Source organism: Mycobacterium sp., assembly GCF_046095365.1.
Taxonomy (GTDB): domain Bacteria; phylum Actinomycetota; class Actinomycetes; order Mycobacteriales; family Mycobacteriaceae; genus Mycobacterium.
The window spans coordinates 26,733-48,170 of sequence record NZ_JBJTJF010000077.1 but is presented as its reverse complement, the minus strand read 5'-3'; the positions used below and the strand labels follow the sequence as shown (position 1 = coordinate 48,170).

At 70.1% G+C, this 21,438-nt stretch carries 26 protein-coding genes; 16 read left to right on the top strand and 10 right to left on the bottom strand.

Features of this window, described 5'->3' with window-relative positions:
- Positions 1-15 precede the first annotated feature (15 nt).
- From ACKOQ4_RS06150 to ACKOQ4_RS06130, 5 genes are read left to right on the top strand one after another with little or no spacing between them, the layout of a single operon-like run.
- A complete protein-coding gene (locus ACKOQ4_RS06150) occupies positions 16-444 on the top strand; it encodes a hypothetical protein (RefSeq protein ID WP_526289879.1) in 429 nt (142 codons plus the stop codon).
- The gene (gene mce1N / locus ACKOQ4_RS06145; protein ID WP_526289877.1) at positions 437-946 is read left to right on the top strand and encodes a transport-regulating membrane protein Mce1N; all 510 of its coding nucleotides are present in this window, start codon (positions 437-439) and stop codon (positions 944-946) included. Before ACKOQ4_RS06150 ends, mce1N begins: the two co-directional genes overlap by 8 nt.
- On the top strand, positions 943-1,230 hold the full coding sequence (locus ACKOQ4_RS06140; RefSeq protein WP_526289875.1) for a hypothetical protein: 288 nt from the start codon (positions 943-945) through the stop codon (positions 1,228-1,230). Before mce1N ends, ACKOQ4_RS06140 begins: the two co-directional genes overlap by 4 nt.
- Before the next feature lie 40 nt (positions 1,231-1,270).
- Positions 1,271-2,140 (top strand): oxygenase MpaB family protein, encoded by an 870-nt coding sequence (locus ACKOQ4_RS06135; protein ID WP_526289873.1) that lies wholly within the window; start codon positions 1,271-1,273, stop codon positions 2,138-2,140.
- The gene (locus ACKOQ4_RS06130) at positions 2,133-2,747 is read left to right on the top strand and encodes a TetR/AcrR family transcriptional regulator (protein WP_526289871.1); all 615 of its coding nucleotides are present in this window, start codon (positions 2,133-2,135) and stop codon (positions 2,745-2,747) included. The genes ACKOQ4_RS06135 and ACKOQ4_RS06130 overlap by 8 nt, the downstream gene beginning before the upstream one ends.
- On the opposite strand, the gene ACKOQ4_RS06125 is transcribed toward ACKOQ4_RS06130, so the two are convergent.
- Genes ACKOQ4_RS06125 through ACKOQ4_RS06115 form a run of 3 tightly spaced genes read right to left on the bottom strand, consistent with a single transcriptional unit; the run spans position 2,744 to position 5,578 of the window.
- Complete coding sequence (locus ACKOQ4_RS06125; protein ID WP_526289869.1) at positions 2,744-3,310, bottom strand: NifU family protein; 567 nt, start codon at positions 3,308-3,310, stop codon at positions 2,744-2,746. The genes ACKOQ4_RS06130 and ACKOQ4_RS06125 overlap by 4 nt on opposite strands.
- Before the next feature lies 1 nt (position 3,311).
- Complete coding sequence (feoB, locus tag ACKOQ4_RS06120) at positions 3,312-5,270, bottom strand: ferrous iron transporter B (protein WP_526289867.1); 1,959 nt, start codon at positions 5,268-5,270, stop codon at positions 3,312-3,314.
- On the bottom strand, positions 5,267-5,578 hold the full coding sequence (locus ACKOQ4_RS06115; RefSeq protein WP_526289865.1) for a FeoA family protein: 312 nt from the start codon (positions 5,576-5,578) through the stop codon (positions 5,267-5,269). Before ACKOQ4_RS06115 ends, feoB begins: the two co-directional genes overlap by 4 nt.
- 111 nt (positions 5,579-5,689) lie before the next feature.
- On the opposite strand from ACKOQ4_RS06115, the gene hemL reads away from it, so the two are divergent.
- The 6 genes from hemL (at position 5,690) to ccsB (ending at position 11,595) form a co-directional block, all read left to right on the top strand.
- Positions 5,690-7,003: a glutamate-1-semialdehyde 2,1-aminomutase gene (hemL, locus tag ACKOQ4_RS06110; RefSeq protein ID WP_526289863.1), complete on the top strand. Its 1,314-nt coding sequence runs from the start codon at positions 5,690-5,692 to the stop codon at positions 7,001-7,003.
- On the top strand, positions 7,000-7,605 hold the full coding sequence (locus ACKOQ4_RS06105; protein WP_526289861.1) for a histidine phosphatase family protein: 606 nt from the start codon (positions 7,000-7,002) through the stop codon (positions 7,603-7,605). The genes hemL and ACKOQ4_RS06105 overlap by 4 nt, the downstream gene beginning before the upstream one ends.
- On the top strand, positions 7,602-8,201 hold the full coding sequence (locus ACKOQ4_RS06100; protein ID WP_526289859.1) for a TlpA disulfide reductase family protein: 600 nt from the start codon (positions 7,602-7,604) through the stop codon (positions 8,199-8,201). The genes ACKOQ4_RS06105 and ACKOQ4_RS06100 overlap by 4 nt, the downstream gene beginning before the upstream one ends.
- Positions 8,198-8,965 (top strand): cytochrome c biogenesis CcdA family protein, encoded by a 768-nt coding sequence (locus ACKOQ4_RS06095; protein WP_526289857.1) that lies wholly within the window; start codon positions 8,198-8,200, stop codon positions 8,963-8,965. Before ACKOQ4_RS06100 ends, ACKOQ4_RS06095 begins: the two co-directional genes overlap by 4 nt.
- Positions 8,966-9,015: 50 nt before the next feature.
- Positions 9,016-10,545 carry a cytochrome c biogenesis protein ResB gene (gene resB, locus ACKOQ4_RS06090; RefSeq protein ID WP_526289943.1) on the top strand — a complete coding sequence of 510 codons (1,530 nt, stop codon included), beginning with the start codon at positions 9,016-9,018 and terminating at the stop codon, positions 10,543-10,545.
- Between the two features lie 66 nt (positions 10,546-10,611).
- Positions 10,612-11,595 (top strand): c-type cytochrome biogenesis protein CcsB, encoded by a 984-nt coding sequence (ccsB, locus tag ACKOQ4_RS06085; protein ID WP_526289855.1) that lies wholly within the window; start codon positions 10,612-10,614, stop codon positions 11,593-11,595.
- A gap of 36 nt (positions 11,596-11,631) precedes the next feature.
- Here ccsB and ACKOQ4_RS06080 read toward each other — a convergent pair whose 3' ends face one another.
- On the bottom strand, positions 11,632-11,790 hold the full coding sequence (locus tag ACKOQ4_RS06080; RefSeq protein ID WP_526289853.1) for a hypothetical protein: 159 nt from the start codon (positions 11,788-11,790) through the stop codon (positions 11,632-11,634).
- 49 nt (positions 11,791-11,839) lie between these two features.
- Between ACKOQ4_RS06080 and ACKOQ4_RS06075 the strand changes: the two genes are divergently transcribed.
- Both ACKOQ4_RS06075 and ACKOQ4_RS06070 read left to right on the top strand, forming a co-directional pair.
- Entirely contained in the window at positions 11,840-12,151 is a 312-nt protein-coding gene (locus tag ACKOQ4_RS06075; protein ID WP_526289851.1) for a DUF4229 domain-containing protein, read from the top strand.
- A 40-nt stretch (positions 12,152-12,191) separates the two neighbouring features.
- Positions 12,192-12,854, top strand: a complete 663-nt coding sequence (locus tag ACKOQ4_RS06070; RefSeq protein WP_526289849.1) for a cutinase family protein — start codon at positions 12,192-12,194, stop codon at positions 12,852-12,854.
- Between the two features lie 3 nt (positions 12,855-12,857).
- Here the strand turns inward: ACKOQ4_RS06070 and ACKOQ4_RS06065 are convergent, their stop codons facing one another.
- Positions 12,858-13,730, bottom strand: a complete 873-nt coding sequence (locus tag ACKOQ4_RS06065) for a 1,4-dihydroxy-2-naphthoate polyprenyltransferase (RefSeq protein ID WP_526289847.1) — start codon at positions 13,728-13,730, stop codon at positions 12,858-12,860.
- 23 nt (positions 13,731-13,753) lie between these two features.
- Positions 13,754-14,410, bottom strand: a complete 657-nt coding sequence (locus tag ACKOQ4_RS06060) for a DUF1345 domain-containing protein (protein WP_526289845.1) — start codon at positions 14,408-14,410, stop codon at positions 13,754-13,756.
- Positions 14,411-14,456: 46 nt separating this feature from the next.
- Between ACKOQ4_RS06060 and ACKOQ4_RS06055 the strand changes: the two genes are divergently transcribed.
- The 3 genes from ACKOQ4_RS06055 to ACKOQ4_RS06045 are packed head-to-tail and all read left to right on the top strand — an operon-like array spanning position 14,457 to position 18,186.
- Positions 14,457-15,587 carry an NAD(P)H-dependent flavin oxidoreductase gene (locus ACKOQ4_RS06055; protein ID WP_526289843.1) on the top strand — a complete coding sequence of 377 codons (1,131 nt, stop codon included), beginning with the start codon at positions 14,457-14,459 and terminating at the stop codon, positions 15,585-15,587.
- Between the two features lie 59 nt (positions 15,588-15,646).
- Entirely contained in the window at positions 15,647-17,296 is a 1,650-nt protein-coding gene (locus ACKOQ4_RS06050; RefSeq protein ID WP_526289841.1) for an amidohydrolase, read from the top strand.
- Positions 17,293-18,186, top strand: a complete 894-nt coding sequence (locus tag ACKOQ4_RS06045) for a CobW family GTP-binding protein (protein WP_526289839.1) — start codon at positions 17,293-17,295, stop codon at positions 18,184-18,186. Before ACKOQ4_RS06050 ends, ACKOQ4_RS06045 begins: the two co-directional genes overlap by 4 nt.
- Here ACKOQ4_RS06045 and ACKOQ4_RS06040 read toward each other — a convergent pair.
- The 4 genes from ACKOQ4_RS06040 to ACKOQ4_RS06025 form a co-directional block, all read right to left on the bottom strand.
- Complete coding sequence (locus ACKOQ4_RS06040; protein ID WP_526289837.1) at positions 18,172-19,197, bottom strand: sensor histidine kinase; 1,026 nt, start codon at positions 19,195-19,197, stop codon at positions 18,172-18,174. The two genes, ACKOQ4_RS06045 and ACKOQ4_RS06040, sit on opposite strands and share 15 nt — an antisense overlap.
- Positions 19,184-19,888, bottom strand: a complete 705-nt coding sequence (locus ACKOQ4_RS06035; protein ID WP_526289835.1) for a response regulator transcription factor — start codon at positions 19,886-19,888, stop codon at positions 19,184-19,186. Before ACKOQ4_RS06035 ends, ACKOQ4_RS06040 begins: the two co-directional genes overlap by 14 nt.
- Positions 19,889-19,955: 67 nt before the next feature.
- Positions 19,956-21,080 carry an o-succinylbenzoate--CoA ligase gene (menE, locus tag ACKOQ4_RS06030; protein WP_526289833.1) on the bottom strand — a complete coding sequence of 375 codons (1,125 nt, stop codon included), beginning with the start codon at positions 21,078-21,080 and terminating at the stop codon, positions 19,956-19,958.
- Positions 21,081-21,127: 47 nt separating this feature from the next.
- Positions 21,128-21,430: a DUF3349 domain-containing protein gene (locus tag ACKOQ4_RS06025; protein WP_526289831.1), complete on the bottom strand. Its 303-nt coding sequence runs from the start codon at positions 21,428-21,430 to the stop codon at positions 21,128-21,130.
- Between the last annotated feature and the right edge of the window lie 8 nt (positions 21,431-21,438).

Sequence of the window (21,438 nt, the reverse complement as noted above, 5' to 3'; positions counted from 1 at the left end):
ATAGGCTTGGAGACCATGTCCACGACCGAATACCGGCCCAGCGCCGTCACGGCCGGGTGCTGGCTGCTGACCGCGGCCGCGGTCCTGTTGATAGCCGGCGGACTGCTGGCCCTGTTCATGAGTTTCGACTCCCTGCGCCAGGCCGCCCCGCCGACCGTTTCCGACGAGGCGGTCCGCTCCTACGCGCGGATATACCGGGGCGGGGGCGTCCTGTTCGCCGTCGCCGGAGGCGCGCTGGCCTGGTTCGCCGCCCGCGCGCGCAACCGTGACCCGCGGTCGCGCCGGGCCGCGATGACACTGGGGCTGGCGATCGTGGTCCTGGTCGCGGTGGCCGCCGTGTTCTCCGGCACGCACATTCTTTCGCTGCTGAGCCTGCTGGCGATAATCCTCGGCACACTGCTGCTGAGCCGGCCCGGCGTGGTCGAGTGGTACGCCGGTGGATGAGCACGCCGAGCCGCTGTTCGCCGAGGCCGGAGCCAGCTGGCTGTGGTTGCTGGCCGGTCCGGCCGCGGCGCTGGCGATGGTGTTCGTGCAGTACCGGGCCGGGCTGGGTTTTCCACTGACGGTGCCGGTGCTGTTCCTGGTGCTGGTGTCCGGTTTTCTCGGGTTGCAGATCAAGGCCGCCCGGATCCACACCAGTGTGGAGTTGACGGCCGACGCGCTGCGTGAGGGCACCGAGGTCCTGCCCGTACAGCAGATCGTCGGTTTGTACCCCGAACCCGAGGAGCAGGCGAAGTCCGCCGGACCGACCCAGAACTGGCGGTTGCGGGCCAGCCCGCCGACGGAGGGGTGGCAGTCCGCCCGGACCCTCGGCGAGCTGTCCGGGGTGCCCAGGGGCCGCACCGCGATCGGCCTGAAGCTGGCCGGTGACCGCACGGCCCAGGCCTGGGCGCGCGACCACGAGGGACTGCGGGCCGCGTTGACCCGGCTGGTGGAGTCGAGGTGAGACGCCCGGTCCGCAAGCATGCCGTCCAACTGGCCGGGGCTGCGGTGGCGGCGGCCGGGGCACTGCTGTGCTGGCTGAACGTCACGAGTCTGGTCGATGTCGCCCCGGTCATCGACGGCCAGCCGGCCACCGTCTCGGTTGCCTACGACCCGCCCCTGATGTTCCTGGCCTGGGTGCTGGCGACGACGGCCGGGGTGCTGGCCGTGTTGGGGGTGGCGGGGCTGCGCCGGGGGCCTCGACTCAGGCGGGCTGCCCCCGGGGGTGCATGCGGGCACGGCGGCTGAGCATTTGGTACAAAGTTCATAATCTGTAACACTGTTCCGCATGACCGATCTGGCCCACCGCCCCGCCAGCGGCCCCGACGCCCTCCCGTTGGGCCCCGGCTCGCTGGTGTGGCAGTACTTCGGCGACCGCCGGATCGCGCTGGTCGGGCCCCGGCCGGCGGTTCTGCAGAACATGCTCGCCGAACTCGGCCAGGGGGTGGTGGACCACTCGGTGTTCTTCGCCGACACCTCCGCGCGCATCCGACGGTCACTTCCGCCGATCTACCGGACCGTCTACGGCAGCGACGACGACAACGCCGGGGAGATGGTGCGCGCGTTCCACACCGGCATCAAGGGCGAGATGCCCGCCGAGTTCGGTGGAGGCCGCTACCACGCGCTGGACCCCGACACCTACTTCTGGGCGCACGCGACGTTCTTCGACCAGGTGCTGTACTTCACCGACACCTTCGTGCGCCGGCTCTCCCGCGCGGAGAAGGAGCAGATGTACCTGGAGTCCAAGACCTGGTACCGCCGCTACGGCGTCAGCGAGCGACCGATGCCCGCGGACTACGCGGCGTTCGAGAAGTACTGGGACCACATGATCGGCGAGGTCCTCGTTGCTCACCGGACCGCCAGGTACGGCGTCGGGTACGTCACCAGGGGCTTCCCGGCGCCCAAGGGTGTTCCGCCGTATCTGTGGAAAGTCGTTGCGCCGGTGTTCAATCCGCTGGCCGCTTTCCTGACCACCGGTGGCATGCCGCCGCGCACCCGCGCGATCCTGGACTTGCCCTGGGACCATCGCCGGGAGCGCCGCTATCAGCGTTTCGCGGCGCTGTGCCGCACTCCGTTGGTGAATTGGCTATGGCGGCGCGTGCCGGTCAGGCTGCGCTACGTGCCCTACGCCCGTGAGGGCTTCGCCCGATATGCCTGACGGTGCGACCGAGGCCATCCTCGACGCCGCGCTGGCCGAGTTCGACCGGCACGGCATCCGCCGGGTGGCTCTGGACGACGTGGCCCGACGCGCGGGTGTCAGCCGGACGACCATCTACCGCCGGTTCGCCAATCGCGACGAACTGGTCGCCGCCGTCATGGACCGGGAGAACGCCCGGCTGTTCTCCGAGATCGCCGAGGAGCTGAAAACCACACGACCGCAGTCCAATTTCTACGTCGAGGCGTTCACCGCCGCCATGCTGCGCACCCGCCGGCACCGGGTGCTCAACCGGATGATCGTCGACGAGCCCGCTCTGAGCCTGCAACTGGCAGGCCGGCACTATCGCCCGGCGGTGGCCCGGATCGAGCAGGCCCTGCAGGTCATCTTCCCGCCGGGGTTCGCCGGCCGGATCGGCCCGCAGGCCGTTCGCGAGCTCGCCGAGTGCATCTGGCGCTACGCGATGATGCTGCTCCTGCTGCCCAGCGCCGACCCGGTCGAGACGCCCGACGACATCAGGGCCTTCGCCACGAAGCACTTTCTCCCCAGCCTGCCCGAGGCATTGCGGACCGATCGGCTGGTCGGCGCTCCAGCCGGGCCGGCGAACTAGGTATCCGAGCCGCCCCGGCCAACCGACCGCTCGAGTCGGAGCCGTAGCTGGCCGCGTCCGGCGCCGGACTCCACCAGATCGGGGCAGCGTCGCCGCAGTTCCCCCAGGAGTCGCAGTCGAAGAGTGTGCTCGGCGGCCGGACAGTGCTCGCATGCCCCGCCGAGCTGGACCGCCACCTCCTCGCCGCCGGCCGGGCGGGCCGTCACCGACCCGCCGTGCGAGCGCACGAAGTCCCCGACCGATCCGGCCAGCAGGTCCTCGGTCACGTGCGCCAGCACCTCGCCGGGGGCCGGTTCCACCAGCCAACCGGATGGCTCGGCCAGCGCCTGGCGCAGGGCGGTTTGGACGGCCGGGCCCTCGCGCGCCCAGGACAGGTCCTCGCGCAGCCAGAGCCACACTGCGCCGTGCTCAGTCAGAGCTTCGGAAAACGTTCCCGCGCAGAGCATCTCACCGATCCGGCCCGGGGCACGGCGCACCCGGCCGACTGGCAGGATTCCCGGCGGAACCACCCAGCGGACGACCTGATCGTGACCGGCCACCCGTTCGGCGTGGATGCCGATCACATCACACCAGCGCCGCCACGACGGTCCTGGCCACGAACGCCAGCGTCCACGCCAGGGCGAACATGTAGCCGAACGCCACGGCCGGCCACTTCCACGAGCCGCTCTCCCGGCGCAGCACGGCGACCGTCGACATGCACTGCAGGGCGTACATGAAGAAGACCAGCAGCGCGGCGATGGTTGGGGCGTCGAACAGGGTGCGCCCGGCCTGCGGTCCGCTCTGCACGGTCATGTCCCGAAGCGCCTGTGCGGGCTCCTCCGGGTTCTCGGCGGCGGCGACCTGGCCGAGGGTGGCGACGAAGACCTCGCGTGCCGCCAGGGACGACAGGATGCCTATGTTGATCCGCCAGTCGAAGCCCAGCGGCTCGAAGACGGGTTCGACGGCGCGGCCCACTTTCGCCGCATAGGAATGGTCGATCACATAGGCGGCGACGGCGGCGTCGTCGCCGGTGTCGACGCCGGCCGCTGCCAGCTCCGCGTCGCCGCGCATCGGCAGGTTCAGCAGCACCCACAACACCACCGTGGTGGCCAGGATTATCGAGGTGACCTTGCGCAGGAAGGCCGCGGTCGCCGTCCACACCTCGGCGGTCACGTTGCGCGCCCGCGGCACCTGATAGGGCGGCATCTCCATGTAGAACGGAAGCATCGGCCCGCCCCGGGAGGTGATCTTCTTGAACAGCGCGGCGGTCAGCATCGCCGACAGGGCGCCGAACAGGTACAGCGCGAACATCACCACGCCACGGGCGTTGAACGGCCCGACCCGGGCGTGGCCGGGCAGCAGAAGGCTGATCAGCAGGATGTAGACCGGCAGCCGCGCGGAGCATGTCATCAGCGGAGCGCCCATCATGGTTGCCAGCCGGTCGCGCGCCGAGGGCAGCGAGCGGGTGGCCATGATGCCCGGTATCGCGCAGGCGAAGGACGACAGCAGCGCCACGAAGGCCCGACCCTCCAGCCCGGCACGCGACATCACCCGGTCCATCAGGAACGCCGCCCGGGCCAGGTAACCCGTGCCCTCCAGCAGTGCGATCAGCACGAACAGCAGCGCGATCTGCGGTACGAACACCAGCACGCTGCCCACCCCGCCGATCACCGCCTGGGACAGGAACGCCGAGAGCCAGCCGATGCCGACGTGGTCGGCCACCAGCCCGCCCAGCCAGCCGAAGAAGGCCTCGACGTAGTCCTGCAGGGGCGCCGCGACCGCGAAGATGGTCTGGAAGAAGACGAACATGGTCAGCAGGAAGATCGCGGTGCCCAGCACCGGATGCAGCACGACGGAGTCGATGCGGTGGGTGCGGTTGTCGATTTCGGGCAGCCGGTATCCGGAGGCGTCGAGCACCGAGTCGGCCCAGGCGGTCACCTCGGCGGGCTCGGTGGGTGGTGGCACGACGGGCGCGGTCCAGGAGTCGAAGCGGGCCATCACATGGCGAAGGTCGGCCAGGCCGTCGCGGTGTCCGGCCACCACGGTCACCACCGGAACCCCGAGCGCGCGGGTGAACGCCGGGATGTCGAGCCGGCCGTTGCGCCGCGCTAGGTCGTCGGTGAAGGTCAGCACGACGCAGATCGGAAGACCGGTCTGCTGCAGCTGGGCCAGCAGGCCCAGAGATCGCCGCAGCGACGTCGCGCTGAGGGTCACCAGCATGGCGTCGGGTACATCGACGCCGGTGTTGTGATGGTCGGCATCGAGGACATCGACGACGATCTGTTCGTCGGGGCTGATCGGGTCCAGGCTGTAGGTTCCGGGCAGATCCTCCACGACCACGGTCTCGTCGTCGCCGAGACGGGTCGTGCCCTCGTAGCGGGCGACGGTCACCCCCGGGTAGTTGCCGGTCTTGGCGTGCAGTCCGGTCAGTGCGTTGAACAGGGTCGTCTTGCCGGAGTTGGGGCTGCCGACGACGGCGAAGCGGGTCAGGCCGACGTCTTCGACGGTGGGCGCACCGCCGCCCGCGCAGTGCGCGTCGCTCACCGGAGTGCCTCGACGAGGACCTCGATGTGGATACTGCGGGACTGCTCCGCGCGCAGGGCGATCTCGTAGTCGCCGACCCGGAAGATCACCGGGTCGCGCAGCGGCGCGCGGCGCACCATCGTCACCTCGACGCCGGGCACCAGGCCCAGGTCGAAAAGCCGGCGGGCCGCGCTGGGCGGCACCGCGCCGCTGTACCCGACGACCCGGGCCCGCTGACCGCGGCCGAGGTCGGCGAGGGTGGGTCCGGCGGCGGTGCCGTGGCCGCCGGCCAGCGCACGCGCGCGCATCCGCTCGGATACCGAGGACATTAAGTTAGGGTAGCATAACCAATCCTGGTAAGTCGCCCCGGCCGGGAAGAAAGGGACCTTGGTCCCCACCCCGTCTCCTACCGGCCCATTCCGGCTGGAACACTGGAGCCCATGATCGAGCAGGCGGCGCCCCCGACCGCCTCGGCCACGCTCTTCGCCGAGGCCTGTGCGGTGATTCCGGGCGGGGTGAACTCGCCGGTGCGGGCGTTCAACGCCGTCGGTGGCACCCCCCGCTACATGGCCTCGGCACAGGGGTGCTGGCTCACCGACGCCGACGGCAACCGCTACGTCGACCTGGTGTGCTCCTGGGGGCCGATGATCCTCGGCCATTCCCACCCGGCGGTGGTGGACGCGGTGCAGCGGGCCGCCGCCGGCGGACTGTCCTTCGGGGCGCCGACGGCGGCGGAGACCGAACTGGCGGCCGAGATCGTCGCCCGGGTGGCGCCGGTGCAGCGGGTCCGGCTGGTCAACTCCGGCACCGAGGCGACCATGAGCGCGGTACGGCTGGCCCGCGGGTTCACCGGCCGGCCGAAGATCATCAAGTTCGCCGGCTGCTACCACGGCCACGTCGACGCGCTGCTCGCCGACGCCGGCTCCGGGGTGGCGACCCTGGGCCTGCCGTCCTCGCCGGGGGTCACCGGCGCCACCGCCGCGGACACCATCGTCCTGGCCTACAACGACGTCGCCGCGGTCGAGGAGTCGTTCGGCCGGTTCGGCGACAGCATCGCGGCGGTGATCACCGAGGCCTGCCCCGGAAACATGGGCGCGGTCGCGCCGCTGCCGGGCTTCAACGCCGCGCTGCGCCGGGTCACCGCCGAGCACGGGGCCCTGCTGATCATCGACGAGGTGATGACGGGCTTCCGGATCAGCCGATCCGGTTGGTACGGAGTCGATCCGGTCGACGCCGATCTGTTCACCTTCGGCAAGGTCATGAGCGGCGGCCTGCCGGCCGCGGCCTTCGGTGGGCGCACCGAGGTGATGGAACGGCTGGCCCCGCTCGGCCCGGTGTATCAGGCGGGGACGCTGTCGGGTAACCCGGTCGCGGTGGCGGCGGGGCTGGCCACCCTGCGCCATGCCGATGACGCGGTGTACGCCGCACTCGACGACAACGCGGACCGGTTGGCCGGGCTGCTGTCCGGTGCGCTGTCGGAGGCCGGGGTGACCCACCAGGTGGCGCGGGCGGGCAACTTCCTGTCGGTGTTCTTCACCGCCGAACCGGTCACCGACTTCGCCGGCGCCCGGGCCGGCGAGACGTTCCGGTTCCCGCCGTTCTTCCACGCCCTGCTCGATGCCGGGGTGTACGCCCCGCCGAGCGCATTCGAGACCTGGTTCGTCTCGGCTGCTCTCGACGACGACGCCTTCGACCGGATCGCAGCCGCCCTGCCCGCGGCCGCTCGCGCTGCCGCGGAGGCGCAGCCGTCATGACCCGGACCATCGTTCACGTCATGCGGCACGGCGAGGTGCACAATCCCGAGGGCGTCCTCTACGGACGCCTGCCCGACTACCACCTCTCCGAACGGGGCCGCGCACAGGCCGAGGCCGTCGCCGAGTGGCTGGCCAAGCGCGACATCGTCCACGTCGTCGCGTCACCCCTGGAGCGCGCGCAGGAGACCGCAACGCCGATCGCTGTCCGCCACGGACTGCCGATCGAGGTCGACGACTCACTGATCGAGTCGCACAACGTCTTTCAGGGACAGCGGGTCTCCCCGGGAGACGGCGCACTGCGCGATCCCCGCAACTGGTGGCACCTGCGCAACCCGCGTTCGCCGTCCTGGGGCGAGCCCTATCACGAGATCGCCGAGCGGATGCGCTCGGCGCTGGCCCGGGCCAGGGACCGGGGGGCCGGGCACGAGGCGGTCGCCGTGAGCCACCAGCTTCCAGTGGAGACATTGCGACGGGCGATGAATTCCGAACCGCTGCATCACTTCCCGACCCGGAGGATGTGCAACCTCGCCTCAGTCACGTCGTTCTACTTCAACGGCGAGGATTATGTCGGCTGGGGATACTCGGAGCTCGCCGGGCGGTGAGACGCCTGGTGGTTGCTCTGGCTGCGGCGGCGGTTCTGCTGGCCGGATGCTCCACCGGTGATGATGCCGTCGCCCAGGGCGGGACCTTCGAGTTCGTCGCACCGGGCGGCAGGACCGACATCACCTACGACCCGCCGGAGGCCCGCGGCACTCCCGGGGAACTGGCCGGGCCGGATCTGATGGACACCGCCCGGACCATCTCGCTCAACGACTTCGCCGGCCAGGTGGTGGTGATCAACATCTGGGGCCAGTGGTGCGGACCGTGCCGGGCCGAGGTCTCGGAGTTGCAGCGGGCCTACGACGCGACCCGGGGCGAGGGCGTGGCCTTTCTGGGAATCGACGTGCGGGACAACGACATCGACGCTCCACGCGACTTCGTCAAAGACCGTCGCGTCAGCTATCCCTCGATCTACGACCCGGCCATGCGCACCATGATCGCCTTCGGCGGGCGATATCCCACCACCGTCATCCCGTCCACGGTGGTCCTCGACCGCCAGCACCGGGTCGCTGCGATCTTCCTGCGCGAGTTGCTTGCCGACGACCTGATTCCCCTGCTGCAGCGGCTCTCCGCCGAGCCGGCACCGAGACTCCCGTGACCGGCCTGGCCGAGACGGCTGCCGCCGGACCACTCTTCGCGGCCCTGGGCCTTTGTGTGCTGGCCGGGCTGATTTCCTTCGCCTCTCCCTGCGTGGTGCCGTTGGTTCCGGGCTACCTGTCCTACCTTGCCGCCGTCGTCGGCAGCCCGGCCGATCAGGACGGCGCCGGACCCCGGCGGCGCTGGCGGGTGGCCGGTTCGGCAGTGTTGTTCGTCGCCGGATTCACCGCCGTCTTCGTGCTGGGCACGGTGGCCGTCCTTGGAATGACGACCGCCCTGATCACCAATCAGGTTGTGCTGCAGCGCATCGGCGGAGTGCTGACCATAATCATGGGCCTGGTCTTCGTCGGCTTCATTCCCGCGTTGCAGCGTCAGGCCCGGTTCACGCCCCGACAGTGGGCGGGCCTGGCCGGCGCTCCTCTGCTGGGAGCGGTTTTCGGACTGGGCTGGACACCGTGCCTCGGGCCGACCCTGACCGGGGTGATCGCCGTGGCGTCGGCGACCGACGGAGCCAGTGTGGCCCGCGGTGTGGCCCTGGTGATCGCGTACTGCCTGGGGCTGGGCATCCCGTTCGTGTTGCTCGCGCTCGGGTCGGGCTGGGCGGTGTCGGCCTTCGGCTGGCTGCGCCGGCACGGCCGCGCGATCCAGGTGTTCGGCGGCGTGCTGCTGATCGCCGTCGGCGTGGCTCTGGTGACCGGTGTGTGGAACGACTTCGTCTCCTGGGTTCGCGACGCCTTCGTCAGCGATGTGAGGTTGCCGATTTGACCGGGTTGCTGGCCGGCCGGGTCCGCCGGCCGTGGCGGGCGCTGACCTCCATGGGCACCGCCCTGGTGCTGTTGTTCCTGCTCGCGCTCGCCGCCGTCCCCGGCGCTCTGCTGCCCCAGCGCAGCCTCAACGAGTCCAAGGTGCAGCAGTACCTGCAGCAGCACCCGGTCATCGGCCCATGGCTGGACCGGCTGCAGTTCTTCGACGTCTTCTCCAGCTTCTGGTTCACCGCCATCTACGCGCTGCTGTTCATCTCCCTGGTGGGCTGCCTGACGCCGCGCACCGTGGAACACATCCGCAGTCTGACGGCCGCGCCGGTGCCGGCGCCGCGCAACCTGAGCCGGTTGCCCCGGCACTTCGAGACCACGGTCAACGGCACACCCGGGCAGGCGGCTGAACGCGTCAATCGCCAGTTGCGCGGCTGGCGGCGGATGACCCGAACGGGGGACGTGGTCACCGAGATCTCCGCCGAGAAGGGCTATCTGCGCGAGTTCGGCAACATCGTCTTCCACTTCTCGCTGCTGGGTCTGCTGGTCGCCGTCGCCGTCGGCAAGCTGTTCGGATACGAGGGCAACGTGATCGTCCTCGCCAACGGCGGACCCGGCTTCTGCTCCGCCTCACCGGCGGCCTTCGACTCGTTCCGGGCCGGCAACAAGGTTGACGGCACCTCGCTCTACCCAATCTGTATGCGGGTCAACGACTTCCAGGCCCGGTACCTGCCCAGCGGGCAAGCCACCTCATTCGCCGCCCAGATCGACTACCAGGCCGGCGAGGACCTGACCACCGGGACTTGGCGGCCGTACCGGCTTGAGGTCAACCACCCGCTGCGGGTCGGGGGCGATCGGGTGTATCTGCAGGGACACGGCTACGCACCCACCTTCACCGTGACCTTCCCGGACGGACAGAAGCGCACCCAGACCGTCCAGTTCAGTCCCGACAACCCGCAGACCCTGCTGTCCTCGGGCACCATCCGGTTCGATCCGCCCGCGGGCATGTACACCGGAGACGAGCGGCGCAAGCACCAGCTGGCGATCACCGGACTGTTCGCTCCGACCAAGCAGATGGACGGCAAGCTGCTGTCGTCGAGCTTTCCGGCGATGAACGACCCCGCCGTCGCCGTCGACATCTATCGCGGCGACGCCGGGCTGGACACCGGACGGCCGCAGTCGCTGTTCGCCCTCGATCACCGGCTCATCGAGCAAAAGCGTCTGATCAAGCTCAAGCGGGTCAACCTCGACCCCGGCCAGCAGGTCGTCCTCGACGACGGCACCTCGGTGCGCTTCGACGGCGCCACGCCCTTCGTCAACCTGCAGGTCTCCCACGATCCCGGGCAGGTATGGGTACTGGTTTCCGCGCTGACCATGATGGCCGGGCTGCTGGTGTCCCTGGTCGTGCGGCGTCGGCGGGTGTGGGCCCGCATCACCGCGTCGGGCGCGCAGGGGAGAAGCGACCCGGGGATAGGATCCGGCCCGGGTACGGTGAAAGTCGAACTCGGCGGCCTGGCCCGCACCGACAACTCGGGTTGGGGTGAAGAGCTGGAGAGGCTTGCTCAGCGAGTAGCGGAGGCGGATCGCGCATGAATGCTCAGCGAGTAGCGGAGGCGGATCGCGCATGAAGGCTCAGCGAGTAGCGGAGGCGGATCGCGCATGAATACCGAGCACATCGACATCTCCCTGGCCCGCTATTCCGACTGGGCGTTCACCGCGTCGGTGATCGTCCTGGTCCTGGCGATGATGCTGCTGGCCGTCGAACTCGCCTCCAGCCGGGGACGCCGCGCCGAGGACCGCGAACTGGTCGCCGCCGGCGCCGGGGCGATGTCCCTCGGCGCCGACCGGCCCGGCATCGTCACCGACACGTCCGGGCCGGCTCTGTCCGAGCGCGCGGGTAAGGCCGGACTCGCGCTGGTGTACCTCGGCATCGCGCTGCTCTTCGCCTGCATCGTGCTGCGCGGACTGGCCACCGCGCGGGTGCCGTGGGGCAACATGTACGAGTTCATCAACTTGACCAGCTTCTGCGGCCTGCTCGCCGCGGCTGTGGTGTTGCGCAAGCCCCAGTACCGCACGCTGTGGGTGTTCGTGCTGGTTCCGGTGCTCGTCTTGCTGACCATCTCCGGCAAGTGGCTCTACACCAACGCCGCGCCGGTGATGCCCGCGCTGCAGTCCTACTGGCTTCCCATCCACGTCTCGGTGGTCAGCCTCGGTTCGGGTGTGTTCCTGGTCGCCGGCGTGGCCAGCATGCTGTTCCTGCTGAAGACGTCGAAATACGCTCAACCCGGGCAGGACGGGGCACTTGCGCGCATCACCGCGAAGCTTCCGGATGCCCAGACGCTGGACCGGATCGCCTATCGCACCACCATCTTCGGGTTCCCGGTCTTCGGATTCGGCGTGATCTTCGGCGCCATCTGGGCCGAGGAGGCCTGGGGCCGCTACTGGGGCTGGGATCCCAAGGAGACGGTGTCCTTCGTCGCCTGGGTGATCTACGCGGCGTACCTGCACGCCCGGTCCACCGCGGGGTGGCGCGACAAGAAGGCCGCCTGGATCAACGTCGCCGGTTTCGTCGCGATGGTGTTCAACCTGTTCTTCATCAACCTGGTCACCGTCGGCCTGCACTCCTACGCGGGAGTGAACTGAAGCCTCGAGGACCTCGACGAACTCAAGCCCGGACGGCTAAGGCTTGTTGTCCCCGTGGCCCAGTCGCCAGAGGAAATCCGGGTCGTCGTCGGGTCCGATGACGCGGGTCGTCGGCCGGCGGGCCTTCTCGCGCGCCGCTCGAAGGGCCACGTACCCCAACGCGGCGACGACGAGGATGAGCACCAGGTAGATCACGACCAACCTCCTTAGAAGCGAATATACGCGCGTGGGTAGGCTTCCCGGCGTGGCGGACGAACAGTCGGGCGGCGCGGGCGGGCGCCTGGTTCGCGACGTCGCCGTCTACACCCTCGCCCGGCTGATCCTGGTCGGCGCTCTGACCGCCGCCATCTTCCTCGCCGGCAGCCTGATCAAGGTCCAGATACCGCTCGTGGTGGCCATGCTGTTCGCGATCGTGGTCGCGCTGCCGCTTGGGATGTGGCTGCTGGCCCCGTTGCGCCGGCGCGCGACCGCCGCCATCGCCGAGGTCGACGAATCCCGCCGCCTCGACCGCGCGCAATTGCAGTCCCGGCTGCGCGGGGAGAACCGGGGCGAATAGTTCGGGTCGGCGGCCGCGGCGGGTGTGCCAGGATTGCCGCGTGCGCGGACGGCGCCTCGCCGGCATCATCGGCGCCGCTGCGCTGACGTCCGCGGTCGTGGCTGCAGGACCCGGGGCGCACGTGGCGGCGGCTGATCCGTGCCCCGACGTCGAAGTCATCTTCGCCAGGGGCACGGTCGGCGCGCCCGGCGTCGGGAATGTCGGCGGGGCATTCGTCGACGCGGTGCGCTCGAAGGCCGGCGGGCGCTCGGTCGCCTCCTACGGGGTGAACTACCCGGCGAGCTTCGAATTCGAGAAGTCGGCCGCGATCGGAGCGGCCGACGCGGCCGCCCGGGTGCAGTGGATGGCCGACACCTGTCCGGCCACCCGCCTGGTGCTCGGCGGTATTTCACAGGGCGCGGGTGTGATCGACCTCATCACGGTGAACCCGGGTCCGGTCGGGCGGTACACCCCGACGCCGATGCCGCCGCGACTGGCCGATCACGTCGCCGCGGTGGCGGTGTTCGGAAACCCGATGCGCAAGATCCCCGGAGCCGGACCGCTGACCGAGATGAGCACCCTCTACGGCCCCAAGTCGATCGACCTGTGCGCACCCGGCGACGTTTTCTGTTCTCCGGGGCTGAGCCTTTCGGCGCACTTCTCCTATGTGGACAACGGCATGGTCGACCAGGCGGCGCAGTTCGTCGCCGAACGCCTCCGGTAGCCCTCAGCGCCCGAACGCCAGCGCCCCCGCCACCGCCACCGACCACAGCAGCATGGTCAGGCCGGTGTCGCGCAGCACCGGGATGAGATCGCGGCCGCCGCCGCCGCCCCGTACCGGACCGGCCGCCCGCAGCGCCAGCGGCGCCGCGACGAGGCCCAGGGCGCACCACGGGGTGGCCCGCGTGAGCACCAGGGTCATCACCGCGGCCACTCCGAGCAGACCCTGGTAGAGCAGCCTTGTCCGGGCATCCCCGAGGCGCACGGCCAGGGTCATCTTGCCGGCCACTCGGTCGGTCGGGATATCGCGAAGGTTGTTGGCCACCAGCACCGCCGACGACAGCGCCCCGATCGCCACCGCCGCCGCGGCGCCGACCCAGTCCACCCGCAGCGCCTGGGTGTACTGCGTGCCCAGCACCGCCACCAGGCCGAAGAACACGAACACCGCGACCTCGCCGAATCCGGCGTAGCCGTAAGGCCGCGATCCGCCGGTGTAGAGCCAGGCGCCGGCGATGCATGCCGCCCCGACCGCGACCAGCCACGGGGCGCTGAGCATCGCCAATGCGACCCCGGCCACCGCCCCGATGCCCAGGCTCACCACGGCTGCCGCCAGGACGGCCCGCGGGGCCGCCAGCCGCGAGCCCACCAGCCGCAGCGGGCCCGCCCGTTCGTCGTCGGTTCCGCGGATACCGTCGGAGTAGTCGTTGGCGTAGTTGACTCCGACGATCAGTGCCAGCGAAACAGCAAGTGCCAGTAATGCTTTCCACCAGACCGCCGCACCCAGCCAGGCCGCCGCGCCGGTGCCCGCGATCACCGGGGCGACCGCGTTGGGAAGCGTGCGGGGACGGGCACCCTCGATCCACTGCGCGACGGTTGCCATGCGGGTAATCGTCGCATGGCCGCTCAGCCGGTCAGCCCGCCCACCAGGTTGAGCGTGATCGCGATGATGACGGTGCCGAGCAGGTAGGACACCAGGGCCTGGGACAACACGGTCAGCCGCAACCGGCGGCCCTTCACGCCGTTGTCGGAGACCGAGAAGCACATGCCGACGGTGAACGCGATGTAGGCGAAGTCGAGATAGCCGGGCTCATCCCCGGCGAAGTCGATCCCCGGGTCGCCGGGATCGGGCGCGGAGTAGTACAGCCGCGCGTACCGCAGCGCATAGACGGTGTGGATGGTGAACCAGGACGCGAACACGCTGAGCACCCCGACCACCCCGGCGGCCACGTCGGGTTTCGGCCCGGACGTCGCGTAGAGCAGGTAGCCGACGCCGGCCAGGCTGGCCAGGCTGGCGGTCACCACGATCACGTGCGCGACGTGACGGCTGCCGTCGCGTTCGTGGAAGAGGGCGTGGTCCCGGGTAGCCGCCGCATCCATCGGGAAGATCACGACCCAGGTCCACACCAGGTACACGACCGCCGCGGTGATCCAGCCGACCGCCGAGGCGTAGGCGAGGCGGGAGTTGACCCCGGTCACCAGCGCCATCGCTCCGCCGGCCAGTCCGGCGGTCCCCACCCGCAGCGCGACGGGCCCTTCGGCGCCGATCCGCGTCCGCAGCATCACAGGCCAGAGTCAACCACTTTCCGCGCCCGCGCATACTGGGCTGGTGAAGACAGAGATCTGCGACCGGTTCGGCATCGAGTTCCCGTTGTTCGCCTTCAGCCACTGCCGCGACGTCGTCGCCGCTGTCACCAACGCCGGCGGGTTCGGCGTCCTCGGCGGCGTCGCCTTCCGGCCCGACCAGCTCGAGCAGGAGCTGACCTGGATCGACGACCACGTGGGCGGCAAGCCCTACGGCGTCGACATCATCGTGCCGGCCAAGTACGAGGGCAAGGGCGAGAACCTCACCCGCGACCAGCTCGCCGAGCGCATCCCGGATGAGTACCGCGTCTTCATCAACGAGCTGTTGGCCGCCCACGACATCGAGGTCGAGGAGTTGCGGGTCGCCGGCTCCGCGCTGTCCGGCGACACCGGAAAGGGCCTTCTCGACGTCGCACTGAACCATCCGATCGCGCTGATGGCCAATGCGCTCGGCGTCCCGCCGGACTACATGATCGAGGCGGGCAAGGAGCGCGGCATCCCGGTGGCCGCCCTCGTCGGCGCCAAGGAGCACGCGATCAAACAGGTCCAGGCCGGGGTCGACCTGATCGTCGTACAGGGAACCGAGGCCGGCGGCCACTGCGGCGAGGTGACCACCCTGGTGCTGATTCCAGAGGTGCTGGACGCCATCGCCGCGATCCCCGGCGGCAAGGACGTGCCCGTGCTGGCCGCGGGCGGCATCGTGACCGGCCGGCAGATGGCCGCGTGCGTGGCGATGGGAGCCGCGGGCGCGTGGACCGGGTCGGTGTGGTTGACGACGGAGGAGGCCGAGACCGCGCCCTACACCAAGCAGAAGATGCTGTCGGCGTCCTCGCGTGACACCGTCCGCTCGGCGGGCCGCACCGGCAAGCCGTCGCGTCAGCTGCGCTCGGACTGGACCGACGCCTGGGCGCCCAACCCGAAGGGCCGCCAGCCGCTGCCGCTGCCGCTGCAGGCGATGATCGCCGAACCGGCGCTGCGGCGCATCGACAAACTCGCCGAGGGCGGCCACCCCGGGGCGCAGGCGCTCTCGACGTACTGGGTCGGTCAGGGCGTGGGCCTGATGAACAAGATCAAGCCCGCCCGCGATGTCGTGCTGGAGTTCATCGAGGACTACGTCAACGCCGCCGAGCGGTTGTCCCGCACGCTGGACGACTGACCCGCCCACTTTGCTAAGAACCGCCGTCGGCGACGGGCGCTGACCTAGATTGAGTTCTCGTGAACACGATCTTCACGGCGCGCCACGTCGTCACGATGAACCCCGCGAACCCGCAAGCCCAGGCAGTGGCCGTGCGAGACGGGCGCATCATCTGCGCCGGCACGCTGGAGGAATGCCAGTCCTGGGGTGAGGCGAGGGTCGACGACCGGTTCGCCGATCATGTGCTGGTTCCCGGGTTCGTCGAGGCCCACGGTCACACCGCCGACAGCGCCAGCGAGATGATGCCCTACGTCGGCTACCACCCCTACCCGCTGTCCGACGGCCGGACCACCACCCCGATCCGCAGCTATGACGACCTGATCGCGCAGCTCAAGGCCGAGGACGCCACACTGCCGCCGTCCGAGCCGCTGGTGGCCAACGGTTTCGACCCGATCTACTTCCCGGACCTGCCGCGGCTGTCCAGACGCGAACTCGACCAGGTGTCGACCACCCGGCCGATCTTCGTGCGCCACGCCAGTGGCCACCTGGCCACGGTGAACACCGCGATGCTCGAGGCCGAGGGCATCACCGGGGACAGCCCGACGCCGGGCATCGGCAGGGATTCCGACGGCGAACCCAACGGCGAACTTCAGGAAGCGCCGGCGATGATGCTGGCCAAGTCCGCGTTCGCGAAACTGATGGCGGCCGGCACGGGCCCGAGGCCGATCCAGATCCACGCCGCGATGTGCCGCAACGCCGGCGTGACGACGTCCACCGAGTTGATCGGCATGCTGCTGATCGACGCCGGGCAGGTCAGGGTGTGGCAGGACACCGTCAACGACGCCGCCTTCCCGGCCCGGATGGTGCTCTACAACCTGCCCGCCATGCCCGGCACCACCGCGGACTACGACGCCGTCGCCGACGCAGCGGTCAAACTGCGTGAGATCGAGACCGACAAGCTTCGCGCACCGGGCATCAAACTGGTCGCCGACGGCTCCATCCAGGGCTGGACCGCGGTGATGCTGGAACCGGGCTACTACACCGGTGAGGACCACGGTCTGCTGCTGTTCTCCCCGGAGGATCTGCTCGCCGCGGTCAAGGCGTTCCATGCCCGCAAGCTCAACGTGCACTGCCACTGCAACGGCAACGGCGCCGGGCAGCTCTTCGTCGACACCGTCGAGGAGGTGCTGCGCGGCGACGCGTGGCTGGACCACCGTCATGTCGTCCAGCACTCGCAGACCACCACCGCGGCGCAGTACCGCAGGATGGGACGACTTGGCATCTGCGCCAACATCTTCACCAATCACATCTGGTACTGGGGCGACCAGCACTTCGAACAGACCATGGGACCGGAGCGCACCCGAGGGATGTGGGCCTGCCGCACCGCATTGGACAACGGCGTCCCGCTGTCGTTCCACTCCGATTCCGGTGTCACACCGATCGGGCACCTGATGACCATGTGGTGCGCCGTCAACAGGGTGACCCCCAGCGGCCGGGTGCTCGGCGAGCAGGAGAGGATCACGCCGTACGAGGCGCTGTACGCGGCCACCATCGGCGGGGCCTTCCAGATCCACATGGATCACGAGATCGGCTCCATCGAGGCCGGCAAGTTCGCAGATTTCGCCGTGCTGGGCGACTCGCCGCTCGACGTCGACCCGATGGCCATCCGCGACATCACGGTGTGGGGCACCGTGGTCGGGGGCGAGGTGTTCGAGGCCGCGCACGGGTGAGGACGCCGATCCCGGTCACTGTGGTCGGGGGTTATCTGGGCTCGGGCAAGACGACGCTGCTCAACCGGATTCTGCTGAAGGCGGCCGGGCGGCGGATTGCCGTGCTGGTCAACGACTTCGGCGAGATCGGAATCGACGGTGATCTGATCGCCTCGGCCGACGGTGACACCATCACGCTGACCAACGGGTGCGTGTGCTGTGCGATCGGCAGTGACCTCATGACGGCGTTGTGGTCGGTGCGCGACCGCGACACCCCCCCGGAACAGGTGATCGTCGAGGCCAGCGGCATCGCCGACCCGGCGCCGATCGCCCACCACGCGCTGACCCCCGGTTTCGGCCTGGACGGCGTCGTGGTGCTGCTCGACGCCGAGACGGTGCGCCGGCGGGAACGCCACCCGGTGGTCGGCCGGACCATCCGTCGCCAGCTGGCCGCCGCGGACGTGCTGGTGCTCAACAAGATCGACCTGGTCTCCGACGAGCAGGTCGCCGAACTGGACGCGTGGCTGGCGCACGTCGCCCCCGGCGTGCCGGTGCTGCACGCCCGCGACGCCGACGTCCCGATCGCGGCACTGACCGGCGTCGGCCCGGACGCACCGGCGGAGCCGGAGTCGTCCGGACACGCCGACGACTACGTCACCGTCAGCCTTACCTTCGACCGGCCGATGGCCCGTGCCGAACTCGACGCCCTCCTCGACGGACTCCCCGAGGGCGTTCTGCGGGCCAAAGGAATTGTGCGGCTGCAGGACTCGCCCGATCAGCGCACGATCGTCCACCGAGTGGCCAGCCGTCGCAGCATCACTACCGAGGGGCCGTGGAAGACCGGCGAATCCGGACGCCTGGTGGTGATCGCGCTGGCCGGCACGCCCCTCGGCGGGCTAGCCGGCCGCTAGCGGAAGCCGCACCTCGAAGCGGGCGCCGCGGTCGAGGTTGCGCACCGACAGCGATCCCCGGTGGGCGCGCACCAGGCCCGCCGCGATCGCCAAGCCCAGGCCCGAACCGCTGGGCAGCGACGAATCCGACCGTGGCACGCGGTCGTTGGAGCCCCGATAGGCGACGTCGAACACCCGTGGCAGGTCGGCGGCGTCGATGCCGACCCCGGTGTCGTCGACCCGCGCCCACGCGCCCTGGGCGTCGGCGCCCACCGCCAGTGTGACGGTGCCTCCCGCCGGGGTGTGGGCGATCGCGTTGGCCACCAGGTTGGACAGCACCCGCACCAGGGCCCGGTCGCTGCCGATCACCCGCACCGGTTTGACCGGCAGTTCGGCCTCCAGACTGATCCCGGCGCGTTGGGCGGCGATGCCGTGGGCCGACATCACGTCGTCGACCACCTCGTCGAGGGCTACCCGCTCGTAGGGCGTGTTCACCGCTCCGGCATTGATCTTGGCCATCTCGAAGAGGTCGTCGACCATCTCCTGCAGGCGCACGCTCTCTCCTTCGATGCGCCGGGCTTGCACGCGGACTTCGTCGTCGCTGACCACGCCGTCGGCGATCGCCTCGCTCAGTGCCCGGATCCCGGCCAGCGGTGTGCGCAGGTCGTGGCTGACGAACGCGACCAACTGGCGGCGGGACTGTTCGGCGGCCGCTTCCGCGTCCTGAATGTCCTGCTCCCACACTGTCCTGCGGGCCTGGTAGCGGGCCAGCATCACCGCCGAGGGCAGGGTGACCACCGCCACGATCAGCAGCACGATGGCGATGGCCTGAAAGTTCGGCTCGGTCATGAACCGGCTGGCGCAGAACACCCCGGCGAACGTCGCCAGGGTGGGGATCAGCACCAGCGCGACCATGCTCACGGTCACCGACCAGGACCGCGCCAGCCGGATGATCAGACCGCCGAGCAGCACCACCGGCAGTGAGCAACCGAGAGCGAGCAGCGCGACTTTGACCAGTTCATGCGAAGTCACGGTCACCGCCGCCGGCCTCACCCCGCCACAGGTAACCGCGACCCCAGACCGTCTGGATTCGATGGGCCTCGCCGAGTTTGGACCGCAGGCGCTTGACGTGCACCGTCACCGTCGACAGGTCGCCGAAGTCCCAGTTCCACACCCGCTTGAGCAGTTCCTCGCGTGAGAAGACCGTGTCGGTGTGGGTCAGGAAGAACAGCAGCAGGTCGAACTCCCGGTTGGTCAGGCCGATCGGCTCACCCCCGACGGTCACCGACCTCGACGCCGTCGACACGGTCAGCCGGCCGACGGTGATCTCCAATGGCACCGTCGACGGCGCGGCCGGCGCGCGGCGCAGCACCGAGCGCACCCGCAGCGCCAACTCGCGCGGGCTGAACGGCTTGGTCAGATAGTCGTCGGCCCCGGCTTCCAGCCCGGCGATCCGGTCGTCCTCCTCGCCGAGTGCGGTCAGCAGGATCACCGGCACGGTGTAGTCGCCGCCCTGGCGCAGCGTGCGGCACAGCGACAGCCCGTTCGGGCCGGGCATCATCACGTCGAGCACGGCCACGTCGATGCGTTCGGTGCCCAGCACCCGAAGCGCCTCGTTGCCGTCGCCGACGACGAGAACCTCGAGTCCGTCCCGCTCGAGATAGCGCCGGACGACGTCGCGTACCACGGCGTCGTCGTCGGCGACCAGAACCCGGGCGGTCATGTAGCCAACCCTAACCGTGATGGCGCGGGACCCGCTGTGCCGTCACGGTTTCGTCACTGCGACGGCATTAACGCTGGAACCGCTCGCTCAATGCCCGGCGGTCGATTTTGCCGATGCCGCGGCGGGGCAGTTCGGCGACGACATGCAGTTCCCGCGGGGCCGCGACGCCGTCCAGGGATCGCGCGACGAACTCGTGCACCTCGGCCAGGGCCGGCGCCGGTGCCCCCGCTCGGAGCACCACCGCGGCGGCGACCCGCCGGCCGAGGCGGTCGTCGGGGACGCCGAACACCGCGCACTCGCTCACCGCCGGGTGTCGGCACAGCACGGCCTCCACCGGACCCGGCAGGACGGTCAGTCCGCCGCTGATGATCGCGTCGTCCGCCCGGCCCAGCACCGCCAGCCGCCCGGCCTCGTCCAAGCAGCCGACGTCCTCGGTGGCAAACCAGCCCGGCTCGGCGAACGGGTCGGGCCTGGATCCCGGCGGGTTGCGGTACCCGCTGGCCAGGGTGGCACCGCCGACGGCGATGCGGCCCTGCCCGGCCGGTGTCGGGTCCTCGATGCGGATCTCCACGCCGTCCAGCGGGACACCGTCGTAGACGCAGCCGCCGGCCGTCTCGCTGGATCCGTAGGTGCGCACCACCATGATTCCGGCGTCGGCAGCCGCGTCCAGCAGCGGGCGCGGCGCCGGGCCCCCGCCGAGCAGCACCGCGTCCAGTTCGGCCAGTGCGGCGGTGGCCGCCGGGTCGGCCAGCGCCTTGGACAGTTGATTGGACACCAGTGCGGCGTAGCGCCGCCCGGACCCGAGTTCGCCTACCGCCCTTGGTAATTCGGCCGGATCGAAACCGCTCGAGATGTCGATCTCGGCCGGGACCGTGCCGGCCAGCAGACTGCGCACCAGGACCTGGATTCCGGCGATGTGGTAGCTGGGCAGCGCAAGCAACCAGGTTCCCGGTCCGCCGAGCCGGTCGTGTGTTGCTGTCGCGCCGGCGATCAGGGCGGCCGGGGTGAGCATGGCGCCCTTGGGCGTTCCGGTGGAGCCCGAGGTGGCGATCACCAGGGCGACGTCGTCGTCGATCTCCTCGTCGAGCCGCAGTGCCGTGGTCAGCAGTTCGGCCAGCCGCAGATTCCCGGCCGGAATCGGGACGAATGCGGCGTCGCGGCCGTCGAGCACGCCCTGCAGGGCGGCCAGCATCGACAGAGCCGCCGGACCCGGCGGAACGACGAGCGCGCGGAGGGCTGCTATCCGGTTTCCTCGACTTCGCGTGCGTTGTCCAGCGGCCACCCGAAGGCGGCCAGTTTGGCCCGCACCCGCTCCACCTCGGTCGGCTTGGGCAGCTGGTCGGTGATCCGCAGGATCTCGGCGCCGACGTCGATGAAGCCGGGTTGGGGCAGGTGCCTCAGCTGCCGGGCGACCTCGATGATCTCGTCAGCGGTAAGGCGCCGGGACAGCAACGCCAGGATGGGGAGGTAGTCGTTGCGCGGCACCCCGTTGGGGTAGCCGGCCCGCAACCACGACACGATGCCGGAGAGGAATCGGTTCATGTCACCTC

What these genes read in the sequence shown, in the direction of transcription:
- ACKOQ4_RS06035 (WP_526289835.1), bottom strand. Translation starts at nt 19,888, where the DNA reads ATGACCGCCCGGGTTCTGGTCGCCGACGACGACGCCGTGGTACGCGAC.
- ACKOQ4_RS06135 (WP_526289873.1), top strand. Translation starts at nt 1,271, where the DNA reads ATGACCGATCTGGCCCACCGCCCCGCCAGCGGCCCCGACGCCCTCCCG.
- menE (WP_526289833.1), bottom strand. Translation starts at nt 21,080, where the DNA reads ATGCTGGCCGCCCTGCAGGGCGTGCTCGACGGCCGCGACGCCGCATTC.
- ACKOQ4_RS06025 (WP_526289831.1), bottom strand. Translation starts at nt 21,430, where the DNA reads ATGAACCGATTCCTCTCCGGCATCGTGTCGTGGTTGCGGGCCGGCTAC.
- ACKOQ4_RS06130 (WP_526289871.1), top strand. Translation starts at nt 2,133, where the DNA reads ATGCCTGACGGTGCGACCGAGGCCATCCTCGACGCCGCGCTGGCCGAG.
- ACKOQ4_RS06060 (WP_526289845.1), bottom strand. Translation starts at nt 14,410, where the DNA reads ATGCTGCGGACGCGGATCGGCGCCGAAGGGCCCGTCGCGCTGCGGGTG.
- resB (WP_526289943.1), top strand. Translation starts at nt 9,016, where the DNA reads ATGGGCACCGCCCTGGTGCTGTTGTTCCTGCTCGCGCTCGCCGCCGTC.
- hemL (WP_526289863.1), top strand. Translation starts at nt 5,690, where the DNA reads ATGATCGAGCAGGCGGCGCCCCCGACCGCCTCGGCCACGCTCTTCGCC.
- ACKOQ4_RS06065 (WP_526289847.1), bottom strand. Translation starts at nt 13,730, where the DNA reads ATGGCAACCGTCGCGCAGTGGATCGAGGGTGCCCGTCCCCGCACGCTT.
- ACKOQ4_RS06115 (WP_526289865.1), bottom strand. Translation starts at nt 5,578, where the DNA reads ATGTCCTCGGTATCCGAGCGGATGCGCGCGCGTGCGCTGGCCGGCGGC.
- ACKOQ4_RS06105 (WP_526289861.1), top strand. Translation starts at nt 7,000, where the DNA reads ATGACCCGGACCATCGTTCACGTCATGCGGCACGGCGAGGTGCACAAT.
- ACKOQ4_RS06150 (WP_526289879.1), top strand. Translation starts at nt 16, where the DNA reads ATGTCCACGACCGAATACCGGCCCAGCGCCGTCACGGCCGGGTGCTGG.
- ccsB (WP_526289855.1), top strand. Translation starts at nt 10,612, where the DNA reads ATGAATACCGAGCACATCGACATCTCCCTGGCCCGCTATTCCGACTGG.